Source organism: Rhizobium sp. CB3090, assembly GCF_029714285.1.
Classification (GTDB): Bacteria; Pseudomonadota; Alphaproteobacteria; order Rhizobiales; family Rhizobiaceae; genus Rhizobium.
Genome location: NZ_CP121663.1, coordinates 814,529 through 826,473, shown reverse-complemented (window position 1 = coordinate 826,473; position 11,945 = coordinate 814,529). Strand labels below are relative to the sequence as shown.

Genomic DNA, 11,945 nt, shown 5'->3' with positions numbered 1-11,945 from the left:
GTTTACTTAAATGCACTAAAGCACTAATGTATCAGTGCATCAAGTCTTAAATTGTGCTTTATGAACTAACGCTCTCGATCAGGAAGGTTGCCAGTGAAACTAAACCCGAAAGAATTCGCTTTGGACCGATCCCGCCAGGTCGCTCCCCAGATCCTGGAAATCCTGAGATCGCGTATTCTTTCAATGAGTTTGCCGCCGACCACCGTTCTCTCGCGCATCTCGCTTCAGAGCGAATTCAACGTCAGCCAGACGCCGGTTCGCGACGCTTTGATCAGGCTGGAAGAAGAGGGGCTCGTCGAAGTCTACCCGCAGTACGCCACTGTCGTCGCGAGAATAGACATCGGCAATGCGGTCGAAGCGCACTTTCTGAGACTGTCGATCGAGCTGGAGGCCGTCCGGCGGCTGACGGCCGAATCGCCCGAAGAAACGGCGGCTGCCCTGCGGCATGTTCTGGTGCGGCAGGAGCATGTGGCGTCACCTGAGACCTACGATCTCTTCGATGCTCTCGACAAGGATTTCCACCGTGTTCTCTTCGAAAGGGCTGGTATCCTGGGACTTTGGGCGACCGTCCGGCGTCAGAGCGTTCATCTCGATCGCCTTCGCATGCTGAACCTGCCCATGCCGGGCAAACAGCAGCAGGTCATCACCGATCACCATGCCATTGTCGATGCTGTTCAGTCGGGAAAGGCGGAAGAGGCTGTGGCAGCACTTCGCAAGCACCTTTCCGGAACGCTGTCGATCATCGATCTCATTTGCGAAAAATATCCGGATTATGTCAGCCGGTAGGCAGCTATCCAGGTGCGGCTACGGCAAAATCGCGCGCAGCACATGCCCGGAGGCGTGCGTTTCATCCTCTGCGGCAGTCCGTCTCGTGGTTACGAAAATCGAGCGTGGATTGGCTCTGTTCATGATGATCTTCGTCGGGTGCGTCACCGGAAAGGGGATTGGTTCCAGCGCTTCCCCTGATGGTGCGAAGCGGAGAAGCTGTGATCCCTCAACACCGGCAATCCAGTAGATACCGTCCTCATCGATGAACGCGCCGTCGGGCCGGCCGGAGAAATCATGCGTCGTCGCAAAGACGCGGCGATTGCTTGGCGTTCCCGTGGCGAGACCATAGTCGCAGACCCAGATCGTTTGCACGCTCGGATGAGAGTCCGAGAAATACATGCGGTGGCGAACGGGATCGAAGGCAAGCCCGTTGGGCGTCCATAGGCCGTCGAAGACACGGCGATGGCCAAGGTCGGCTTCGACGCAGAAAATGGCTCCCGCAGGTTCGGTCAGATTGAGGTGCATGGTGCCTGCCCAGAAGCGGCCCGCCGGATCGATAGCGCCGTCGTTGAAGCGAACATCGCTCCGGCTTTCCGGCGAGCAGGCGAGGTCGAAACGGCCGTTTGCTGGATCGAAGAGGAAAATGCCGCTGGCGAGGCCTGCCAGCAGCATCACGTCCGGCCGCATGGCAATGCAGCCGACAGCCTCCGGCGCGTCCCAGACTTCGGTTCTGCCAGATGCGGTATCGGTCCGCAGCAGCCGGCAGCCATCGGTATCGACCCACCATAGAGACTTGCCGTCCTCCGACCAGACCGGGCTTTCGCCGAGAAAGCCCCATCGGTCGGAGAATACTTCGAATGCTGAAATCATCTTGCCTCTTATTTACGCGCTGTCGGCGGGCTTTCACCTATTGCCGGATATCGAGCTATCATTTGCGGAATTCAAGTCCTGGCATAGCAGGCGGTTTTGGAGTGTTTGCGATGTCGAGAAATGTGGAGTTGCCGAACGGCTGCATTGGCTTCGGCGGCGCTTCGTGCGAGAAAAGTAAAGCTCGAACAAGATAGGGAATTTCCTTGACCATCGGACTTGCGCACGCCGAACTGATCGCGGTTCTGACGGCCGTCACCGGCAACGATCCTCGGGTCATGACCGTGCGGTCGGGCGATGCCTTGCCGTCGGGACCGTTCGAACTCGGGCACCGTACCTTGCAGAGCGGTCTTCGCGAATGGGTGCGGGAACAGACGGCACACCCCGTCGGCTATCTTGAGCAGCTTTATACCTTTGCCGACCGTGATCGGAACAATGAGATCTTGGGCGGCCGGACGATTTCGATCAGCTATCTCGGCCTGGTACGGGAGCAAGCAGCCCCTGGCGGAGGCCGGCCGGGTTGGCATAGTTGGTACGAATATTTCCCTTGGGAAGACCATCGTCACGGCCGTCCGTCCGTACTGGACGACATCGCCGAGCGGCTGAATAGCTGGATCACGGGCGATCCAGCCAGGCGCGAGCAACGCCGGCGCCGTGCCGATTTCGCCTTTGGTCTGAATGATGCCGCCTGGAATGAGGACCTTGTTCTGCAGCGTTACGAGCTTCTCTATGAGGCCAAGCTTGTCTCGGAGGCGGGCTGCTCTCAGCAGGCCAATTCCGACCGGCCGATGTTTGCCGATCATCGGCGGATTCTTGCGACCGGCATGGCGCGGCTGCGCGCGAAGATCAAATATCGCCCCGTCGTGTTCGAACTGATGCCGGAGAGTTTTACGCTCCTTCAATTGCAGCGCACCGTCGAAGCTCTGGCAGGACTGACGCTGCATAAGCAGAATTTTCGCCGTTTGATCGAGCAGCAGGAGCTGGTGGAAGAAACGGGCGCAACCGAAAGCGAGACGGGCGGCCGCCCGGCCAAGCTCTTCCGCTTCCGTCGTGCCATTCTCGAAGAACGCGAACTCGCCGGAACAAAATTACCGCTCTCTCGCAATTGACATATGCTCACAACGAGAATATCTATTTGCGTATGATATACTCAAATTGAGTATAATAAGGAGCCGGTCATGAACCATCCCGTATCCGCATCCTCCCTTTACGATCGCGTTAGCCGAGTCATCCCCAAAGCCGAATGGCTGACGTTTCAGAATGATGTCGAGGCGATCCTCGAGCTGAAACGCCGCCGCAACGCCGTCATCCTCGCGCATAACTATCAGACGCCGGAGATTTTCCACGGCGTCGCCGATATCGTTGGCGACAGCCTAGCGCTCGCCCGCAAGGCGATCGATGTGGACGCCGATATCATCGTGCTTGCCGGCGTACATTTCATGGCCGAGACCGCCAAGCTGCTCAATCCGGAAAAGACTGTGCTGATCCCCGATATGGCCGCCGGTTGCTCGCTAGCGGAATCGATTACGCCGGAAGACATCGCGCTGCTGCGGCAGGCGCATCCTGGGGTTCCCATTGTCACCTATGTCAATACTTCCGCCGCGGTGAAGGCGGCATCCGATATCTGCTGCACATCGGGCAATGCCAAGCAGGTGGTGGAATCGCTCGGCGTTCCCAAGGTGCTCATGATCCCCGACGAGTATCTGGCGCAAAATGTTGCGCGCGAAACCAATGTAGAAATCATCGCCTGGCATGGGCATTGCGAAGTGCATGAGCTTTTCACCGCCGATGATGTGCGCCAGCTTCGCGAAAATTATTCCGGTGTGACCGTGCTCGCGCATCCGGAGTGCCCGCCTGAGGTCGTCAGGGAAGCGGATTTTGCCGGCTCCACCGCCGTTATGTCCGATTATGTCGGCAAGAAACGGCCGGCGCGTGTCGTACTGCTGACCGAATGTTCGATGAGCGACAATGTTGCCGTTCATCATCCGGATGTCGAGTTCATCCGGCCCTGTAATCTCTGCCCGCATATGAAGCGCATAACGCTCGGCAACATCCGCAAGGCACTGGAGGAAAACCAGCATGAAGTAACGATTGATCCGGCCATTGCCGTTGCCGCGCGCCGCGCGGTGGAAAGGATGCTGGCGATATGACCGAGGTTCTTCACGATCTTGCCGGCCATGTCGCCATCGTCGGCAGCGGTCTCGCCGGCCTGATGGCAGCAGTGATGCTGGCTCCGCAGCCGACCGTCATCCTTACCCGCGCAACGCTCGGCGCCGAGACATCGAGCGCCTGGGCACAGGGCGGCATCGCCGCCAGCATGGGGGCGGATGACAGCGCGGAGTTGCATCTTGCCGACACGCTTGCTGCCGGCGATGGGCTCTGCGACCCCGTGGTGGCCGCAAGCATCATTGCCGAAGCGCCGGCGGCAATTGCCGCCTTGGAGCGAGCGGGCGTACGCTTTGATCGGAATGGCGCCGGTGCCCTGTCGCTCGGCCTCGAAGCTGCCCATTCGCGCCGTCGCATCGTTCATGCCGAAGGCGACGGCTCCGGGGCTGCGATCGTCCGCGCCCTGGTGCGGGCCGTCGTCAATACGCCGTCCATTACGGTGCTTGAAGGGTATGAAGCGCGGCGGTTGCTCCTGGATGGCGAACGGATCAGCGGCCTTTTATGCGCAACAGCAAAGGGAATGGCCGTTCTGCCCACCTCCCGCGTCCTGCTTGCGACCGGTGGCATCGGCGGTCTCTTCGATGCGACGACCAATCCCATCGGCAATTTCGGCCAGGGCGTGGCACTTGCCGCGAGAGCTGGGGCGCTTCTGGCCGATATGGAGTTCGTGCAATTCCATCCGACAGCCCTCGATTCCCGCCGCCGGCCGCTGGCGCTGGTCAGTGAAGCTGTGCGCGGCGAAGGTGCATTGCTCGTCAACGAGAGAGGCGAGCGTTTCATGTCGGAGGTTTCCGGCGCGGAACTCGCCCCGCGCGATGTCGTCGCGCGGGCGATCAGCGCGGAAATCGCGCGCGGCGGCGGCGTCTTTCTCGATGCGCGCGAAGCGCTCGGCAATCGCTTTGCTGCGCGCTTCCCCGTGATCGATGCGCTCTGCCGGGAGGCGGGTTTCGATCCCGCGCGCGAGCTTATCCCGGTGCGTCCCGCCGTTCACTATCACATGGGCGGTGTGGCGACCGATGTGAGCGGCCGCAGCTCCGTCTCCGGCCTCTGGGTGGCAGGGGAGGCGGCATCATCAGGCCTTCACGGCGCCAATCGGCTCGCCAGCAACTCTTTGCTGGAGGCTGCCGTCATGGGCATGCGCGCCGCACGCGATATGGCCGACCTCTCTTGGCGCGTTGCGAACCCGCCGTCGGACCATGGGCGCTCGATAGCACCGGATTCCTCGCTTGTGCGGCCGATCGTCTCGCGTCATCTCGGCGTGCTTCGCAATGCCGGCGCCATTCACGGAGCGATTGCTGCGCTTCTGCCGCTGGTCGAAAGTGAAGGTCCGGCCGCGGATCCCGCCATCGTGGCACTGCTGATCGCCGTCTTCGCCAGCCTACGGACGGAATCGCGCGGCGCTCATGCACGCACGGATTTTCCGTTGAAACTGAAGAACGCCCAGCGCCGGTCGATGCGCCTCACTGACGCCTTGGACATCGCCCGATCCGTCATTCCCTATTCCTTCGCCCGGAGTGCCTGACATGACCCTCGTTCCCCTTCCGCGCCTCATCATCGAGCCGTTGGTGCGCAATGCCCTGCTGGAAGATCTCGGCCTTGCCGGCGATATCACGTCCGCCGCCGTTATTCCGGAAGATCATCGCTCCACCGTTGCCATGGTAGCCCGGCAACCGGGTGTAGTCGCCGGGCTCGACGCCTCGGAACTTGCCTTCCAGCTTGTCGATCCCAGAATCACCATGACGCGGCATCTTCACGACTGCGCAAAGGTTACCGCCGGCGATGTAATCGCAACGATCGAAGGTTCCTCACGTGGTTTGTTGACGGCCGAGCGCACGGCATTGAATTTCCTCGGTCACCTCTCCGGTATCGCGACCGTGACGGCCGGCATCGTCGAGGCGATCAGCGGTACGAAGGCATCAATCGTCTGCACCCGCAAGACGACGCCGGGACTGCGTGCGCTGGAGAAATATGCGGTCAAGGCCGGCGGCGGCATGAACCATCGTTTTGCGCTCTACGACGCGGTATTGATCAAGGACAATCATGTCGCAATCGCCGGCGGAGTCGCGGAAGCCATCCGCCGCGCTAAGACCGGCGTCGGCCACATGGTCAAGATCGAGGTCGAAGTGGACACGCTCGATCAGCTTCGCGAAGCCATGGCAGAGGGCGTCGATGCCGTGCTGCTCGACAATATGACACCTGATCAGTTGCGCGAAGCGGTAGGCATCGTTGCCGGGCAGGCAATCACGGAGGCGTCGGGCCGTGTTACTCCGTCAACTGCCGCGGCAATAGCGGCTTCCGGCGTCGATCTGATCTCTGTCGGCTGGGTAACGCATAGCGCGCCAACGCTCGACATTGGGCTCGATTGGAAAGCGGCAGCATAAAGCGGGGCTTGAGCGGTCGTTTCAAGCCGTGACCGGAAACGACGCTGGCCGCGCCGCGATATGCTTATGGAAATTGCGTCGCAGCATCCGGTTGGCGCTTGCACATCTCTCGCCTTGCTGATCAAAATCTGCAGGTTTCGGCATGCCAGAAAGGCGAGAGGCATTTGAGCAATCCTTGGTCCGCGGGCCAGACAATCGATGTCGCCATCATCGGCGCTGGCGCCGCAGGTGTCGCAGCGGCGCGGCGGCTGCAGTCTCTCCGTCCTGATATTTCCGTGTTGCTTCTTGAGGCGAAGGACCGCCTGGGAGGCCGCGCCTGGACGGTTCGGTTGCCGTCGTTCGAGAATGAGCCTGTCGATCTCGGCTGCGGATGGCTCCATGGCGCGAGGACGAATCGATGGACCGATATCGCCCGCCAGATCGGGCTGACGGTGGAAACGACGCCTGCCCCCTGGAGCGAGGGCGGACGGACGGTCGAGGGGGCAGGAGGCAGATCGGCTATCAACACCTTTTTTGCGCGCGCAGAACAATGGGGGGATTCTGGCGAAGACGGATCGCTTGACAACCTGCTGGAACCCGGAAACCCCTGGAACGGGCGCATCGAAGCAATCGGGACGTTTCTAAACGGTGTCGAACTCGCAGCCGCCTCCATTCACGATTATGTCCATTATGATCCCGGGCCAGGCCCGGACTGGCGCGTTCGCGAGGGTTATGGAACGCTGATTTCGGCCTATGCGCAGCCGGTCCCCACGATGCTTTCGACGGCGGTTAAAACCATCGATCATCGTGGCGCGGGGACTATCCTTTTGCAGACGGAACGCGGAACGCTGCATGCACGCATGGTCTTGGTAACGGTCGCGACAAATGTGATCGCAGAGGACCGGATCAAATTCGATCCGCCGCTGCCGAGAAAGCGGGAGGCAGCCGGTCGTTTGCCGCTGGGGCTTGCCAATAAACTGTTCCTGAGCGTGACGTCGCCGGACGATCTGCCGATCGACACAAGGCTCACGGGCTCCTTGGATCAGGTCCGTACGGGTTCCTACCAGCTACGGCCCTTCGGCACCGCCCTGATCGAGGCCTATTATGGTGGTTCGCTGGCGCGGGATTTGGAGGCTGCCGGGGAGCAGGCTGCTCTTGCATTCGCAAGAGAAGAGCTGACGCAGCATTTCGGAACCGCTTTCGCTCGTCGCATCGATGCCGTGGCCATGTCGGCCTGGGACAGCGAGCCGCATATTGGTGGATCCTATTCCTATGCCCAGCCCGGTGCCTCTGCCGAACGCATCGTACTTGGTGAAACCGTCGACGGCAGGCTCTTCTTTGCCGGCGAAGCCTGTTCGCCGACCCGTTTTTCGACAGCACATGGCGCTCTCGAAACCGGCTTAGCTGCCGCCGAAGCGATCGCCGCGGCTTTGAAATCCAAGAGCTGACGATGGACCATTCTTCTCCGTCATCGTGGGGCGATCTTCTGTCGGAGAGGGATGAAGGATAGCTGCTCTTGTATTGCGTTTCGCATTACATTGGCCTATCTTCCTTTCAAATTTGAGGACTATACGATGGCAGCGCCTGCACAAAAAAAAGAGACGCCCGTATCGATGCGGTTGCGCAATGACGATCTTGCCATCATCGACCGTGGTGCCGAACTGCTCGGCTTGTCACGCACAGAGTTCATGCGCCGGGCCGCAGTTCACGAGGCGCAAACCGCGATCTTGAACGAGACGGTCATTCGTCTTTCGCCGGGTGCTTTCGATGACTTCCTGCAGACCATCGGCGCAACACCGGCGGCTCCGCCGGCAAAGGTGAGGGAGCGGCTGCAGCGCAAGGCGCCGTGGAAACAATAGGCCATGGCGCTTTCAGGCATCGCGCTTCTATCCGATCATCATCGGTTCGACGGTTTTAACTGCGGGAAACCCGCGCTGGATGATTGGCTGGCAAATTTTGCGCGATCCAATCAGACCCGCGGATTCACCCGTGTCCTCGTCGCGCTCGACGACGATCTCGCCGTTGGCTACTACGGCCTTGCTCCGTCTGTCATCGAGCCCAATGCCACCCCACGCAAGATTCGCACCGGCCGTCCACCTGATCCCATCCCTTGCTTGCTGATCGGTCAGATCGCGGTTGACCGTCGTTACGCCGGTCGTGGTATTGGCTCGACACTGGTGAAGGACGCATTGACGCGCTGCGTCGCCGGCGCGGATATAGTGGCAGGGCGTGCCGTGGTGGTTCGTGCGATAGACACGGAGGCGGAGACGTTCTGGCAGAGCTGGGGTTTTATTCCCGCTCGTGACAACCCCTCGATCCTGATGCGCTCATTGGACGATATCAGACATTGGCTTGCAGAAAGTGCTTGATAGGCCCGGCTACGACAGTTGCTTCGCTTTCAGCACAGAGACGGCCGCTTCGCTGTTGTGAACATAATCGTTCGCATCTGGCTGCCTTTGCACGAGCAGGATGAACAGCAGATCGGTGAGCATCAGTTGCGCGTCCCGCGCGGTGATCGCCGAGGAGCGGACGCGGTCTTCATCGCCGACGGTATAAAGGCGGATATCGGCGACATGGGCGAGCGGATTGTCCTGCAGGCCGGTGACGGCAATGACGATCGCATTTCGCTGGCTGGCGAGTTCGGCGATCCTGAGGGTTTCGATGCTGGTGCCCGAATAGGAGAGGGCGAACAGCAGGTCGTCGGAACCGAGTGTAGAGGCGTTGGCCATCTGCACATGGCTGTCGCTGTCATGCAGGACATTGCGTCCGAGCTTCATCAGCTTGTAGGAAAAGTCGCGGGCGACCAGCGAGGACGCGCCGACGCCGGCAAGATGAATACGACGGGCTTCGTAGAGCGCTTTCAGCGCCTTGCCGATATCCAGTTCATTGTTGACGGCGATCGTCTGCTGCATCGCCTGCAGCTTGCTGCCAAGCAATTTTTGCAGGATGGTCAGATAGCCGTCATCGACTTCGATGGTCCCATGGATCATGCCGGCTGGGGCCTGCCACTCCTGCGCCTTAGCCTCGCTGACGGCGAGCTTCAGTTCCTGATAGCCGGCATAGCCGAGTTTCTGGCTGAACTTCACGACGCTCGACTGGCTCCGGCCGGTCTCGGCTGCGAGGGCGGCGGATGAGAGCCGCAGCATCTGGTCGGGATTTTCGACGATGAATTGCCCGATCTGGCGATCGGCTGGCGCCATGCCTTCGAGCTTTGCGCTGATTTTCTTTAAAATAGACATCCGCCCCTTTAAGGCCGTGGAGGCCGGTTCATGCGTCGACACAATCGAGCCACAGGATATCATTCGACCGATAGCGGGCAACCACGCTTTCGGCCGGTCAGCGCCGACCTTATCACAAAGAGATTGGAATAAAAAATTCCAATCTACATTGACAGGACGGAATGAACGAATAGTTTTGAGTCAAAGGCAGACGAAATAACGTCTGCTCTTTCGCCCCTCTCTTTGACGGGTTTCATATCATGGACAGACTGCGGATATCAGGCGGGAACAGGTTGCAGGGCGCTGTGACGATTTCTGGCGCCAAGAATGCCGCCTTGCCGCAGATCGCGGCGGCGCTGCTCAGTCCCCATCCGCTGGAATTGACGAACCTGCCGGCCGTGACCGATGTCGAGAACATGCTCGGCGTCGTCGCCCTTCATGGTGCGGTTGTGACCCGCGCGGCGCATGGGACCACGATTGATGCCAGCGCAATCGTCTCGAAGGAAACCTCCTACGACACTGTGCGGCGCATGCGGGCGACGGTGCTGGTACTTGCGCCGCTGCTGGCACGCTTCGGGCATGCCCGTGTCTCTCTGCCCGGCGGCTGCGCGATCGGCGCCCGGCCGGTCGACATGCACATCAAGGCGCTGGCGACGCTTGGAGCCGATATCGCGATCGAGAACGGTCTGATCGTCGCTTCGGCCCCTGGTGGGTTGAAGGGCGCGCGTATCGTCCTGAGTTCCCCATCCGTCGGTGCGACCGAGACGGCGATGATGGCGGCATGTGCCGCCAAGGGCGAGACGGAGATCTTGAATGCGGCGCGCGAGCCGGAGGTGGCCGATCTCGCCGTCTGCCTTAGTGCCATGGGCGCGCGAATCGAGGGCGCGGGTACGCATCGTATCCTGATCGAGGGCGGCACGAACTGGCAGCCTGCCAGGCATCACGGCATATCCGACCGGATCGAGGCCGGCACCTATGCCGTTGCCGCCGCCATCACTGGCGGGCAGCTTGAGCTGATCCACGCCCGGCTGGAGAATCTCGCTTCCGTCGTGCAGGCATTGGAAGCCATGGGCGTCAGCATCTGGCCCAGCGATCGGGGCCTGGTCGTTTCGAGGGACGGTCCGCTCAAGGGCGCCGACATCACCACGGAACCCTATCCTGGCTTTCCGACGGACCTGCAGGCCCAGTTCATGGCGCTTGCCTGCTGCGCGGAAGGCGCCTCGCTGATCCGTGAGGCGGTGTTCGAAAATCGCTTTATGCATGTGCCAGAATTGATGCGCCTCGGCGCCAACATCACGCTGCAGGGCACCACGGCACTGGTTCGCGGCGGGGCACCTCTTCGAGGGGCCCAGGTTATGGCGACTGATCTGCGCGCCTCGGTCTCGCTGGTATTGGCGGCGCTGGTGTCGAAAGGCGAAACGATCGTCAACCGCGTTTATCACCTCGATCGCGGTTACGAGCAGTTGGATCGCAAGCTCTGCCTTTGTGGTGCCGATATCGAGCGACTGATGTCATGAACGGCGAAACGGACAGCGCATGCTATTTTCTCGGCATCGATGGCGGCGGCACCGGCTGTCGCGCCAGGATCGAGGATGCCGCCGGCACCGTATTCGGCCAGGGACTATCCGGTCCCGCGACCACGCGGCTCGGCATTGACGAAGCCTGGGCATCCATTGCCAGGGCCTTCGGTCCGGCGATTGAAGAGGCAGGCCTCGACCCTTCCGAAATCGCGCACGTCCATACGGGTGTCGGCCTTGCCGGAATCGGGCGGAAGGGCGCCCTTGAGGCATTGCGCGCCATAAAGCATCCCTTTGCCAGCATCGATTTCGTCAGCGACGGCGAGGGCGCCTGCCTTGGCGCCCATTCCGGCCGCGACGGTGCGATCGTCATTGCCGGAACAGGATCGATCGGCCTCGGTTTCGTCGAGGGTCGCCACTTGCGGGTCGGAGGATACGGATTCCCGATCTCGGATGAAGGCAGCGGCGCGGATCTCGGGCTGAAAGCCGTGCAGCTTGCGCTGCGCGCGCATGACGGCCGCTATGAGAAGACCGCGCTGTTAGTCGAGATTTTGCAGCGGTTTCAAAACGATCCCATGGAGGCGGTCGCCTGGATGGATCGCGCCTCGGCAACCGACTATGCCGCTCTCGCGCCGATGGTGATGCGCCATGCGGATCAGGGAGATGCCGCCGGGCGACGCATCGTCCAGAGCGCGGCCGAACATATAGATACGTTGATTCGCTCGCTGTTTGATAAAGGTGCTCCGCGCGTCTCCTTGCTCGGTGGCCTTTCCAGCCCGCTTGAGCCATGGCTTGCGCCGGATGTCCGCCGCCGCCTCAAACCCATCGACGGCGATGCCGTTTCCGGCGCCATCATTCTTGCCAGAAAGTCAGCCTGCGGCCGTTGAAACGACCGCTCGATAACTCCCTCATTTTGCGCGCCAATATTGGAATATTTTATTCCTTATGTGATTGACGATCGGAATAAATGGACATAATGTTAACGAAGGTAAACAGGGAAACGGCGGCGAACGAAGCCATAAAGGCCGGCTGCTTATGCTATGATTAGC

At 60.8% G+C, this 11,945-nt stretch carries 12 protein-coding genes; 10 read left to right on the top strand and 2 right to left on the bottom strand.

Annotation, left to right across the window (positions count from 1 at the left end):
- The first annotated feature begins 93 nt into the window (after positions 1-93).
- The gene (locus QA646_RS22425) at positions 94-786 is read left to right on the top strand and encodes a GntR family transcriptional regulator (protein ID WP_283060443.1); all 693 of its coding nucleotides are present in this window, start codon (positions 94-96) and stop codon (positions 784-786) included.
- Positions 787-804: 18 nt separating this feature from the next.
- Here the strand turns inward: QA646_RS22425 and QA646_RS22420 are convergent, their stop codons facing one another.
- Entirely contained in the window at positions 805-1,638 is an 834-nt protein-coding gene (locus tag QA646_RS22420) for an SMP-30/gluconolactonase/LRE family protein (protein ID WP_283060442.1), read from the bottom strand.
- A gap of 203 nt (positions 1,639-1,841) precedes the next feature.
- On the opposite strand from QA646_RS22420, the gene QA646_RS22415 reads away from it, so the two are divergent.
- The 7 genes from QA646_RS22415 (at position 1,842) to QA646_RS22385 (ending at position 8,530) form a co-directional block, all read left to right on the top strand.
- Positions 1,842-2,744 carry a hypothetical protein gene (locus QA646_RS22415; RefSeq protein WP_283060441.1) on the top strand — a complete coding sequence of 301 codons (903 nt, stop codon included), beginning with the start codon at positions 1,842-1,844 and terminating at the stop codon, positions 2,742-2,744.
- 69 nt (positions 2,745-2,813) lie between these two features.
- On the top strand, positions 2,814-3,785 hold the full coding sequence (gene nadA / locus QA646_RS22410) for a quinolinate synthase NadA (RefSeq protein WP_283060440.1): 972 nt from the start codon (positions 2,814-2,816) through the stop codon (positions 3,783-3,785).
- Positions 3,782-5,323 carry an L-aspartate oxidase gene (locus QA646_RS22405; protein ID WP_283060439.1) on the top strand — a complete coding sequence of 514 codons (1,542 nt, stop codon included), beginning with the start codon at positions 3,782-3,784 and terminating at the stop codon, positions 5,321-5,323. The genes nadA and QA646_RS22405 overlap by 4 nt, the downstream gene beginning before the upstream one ends.
- A gap of 1 nt (position 5,324) precedes the next feature.
- A complete protein-coding gene (gene nadC / locus QA646_RS22400) occupies positions 5,325-6,182 on the top strand; it encodes a carboxylating nicotinate-nucleotide diphosphorylase (protein WP_283060438.1) in 858 nt (285 codons plus the stop codon).
- A gap of 164 nt (positions 6,183-6,346) precedes the next feature.
- Complete coding sequence (locus QA646_RS22395; RefSeq protein WP_283060437.1) at positions 6,347-7,609, top strand: NAD(P)/FAD-dependent oxidoreductase; 1,263 nt, start codon at positions 6,347-6,349, stop codon at positions 7,607-7,609.
- A 126-nt stretch (positions 7,610-7,735) separates the two neighbouring features.
- A complete protein-coding gene (locus tag QA646_RS22390) occupies positions 7,736-8,020 on the top strand; it encodes a DUF1778 domain-containing protein (RefSeq protein ID WP_283060436.1) in 285 nt (94 codons plus the stop codon).
- A 3-nt stretch (positions 8,021-8,023) separates the two neighbouring features.
- The gene (locus QA646_RS22385) at positions 8,024-8,530 is read left to right on the top strand and encodes a GNAT family N-acetyltransferase (protein WP_283060435.1); all 507 of its coding nucleotides are present in this window, start codon (positions 8,024-8,026) and stop codon (positions 8,528-8,530) included.
- Positions 8,531-8,539: 9 nt separating this feature from the next.
- Here the strand turns inward: QA646_RS22385 and QA646_RS22380 are convergent, their stop codons facing one another.
- On the bottom strand, positions 8,540-9,400 hold the full coding sequence (locus tag QA646_RS22380) for a MurR/RpiR family transcriptional regulator (RefSeq protein WP_283060434.1): 861 nt from the start codon (positions 9,398-9,400) through the stop codon (positions 8,540-8,542).
- 239 nt (positions 9,401-9,639) lie between these two features.
- Between QA646_RS22380 and murA the strand changes: the two genes are divergently transcribed.
- Positions 9,640-10,896 carry a UDP-N-acetylglucosamine 1-carboxyvinyltransferase gene (gene murA, locus QA646_RS22375; protein ID WP_283060433.1) on the top strand — a complete coding sequence of 419 codons (1,257 nt, stop codon included), beginning with the start codon at positions 9,640-9,642 and terminating at the stop codon, positions 10,894-10,896.
- Entirely contained in the window at positions 10,893-11,783 is an 891-nt protein-coding gene (locus tag QA646_RS22370) for an N-acetylglucosamine kinase (RefSeq protein ID WP_283060432.1), read from the top strand. Before murA ends, QA646_RS22370 begins: the two co-directional genes overlap by 4 nt.
- Positions 11,784-11,945 lie beyond the last annotated feature (162 nt).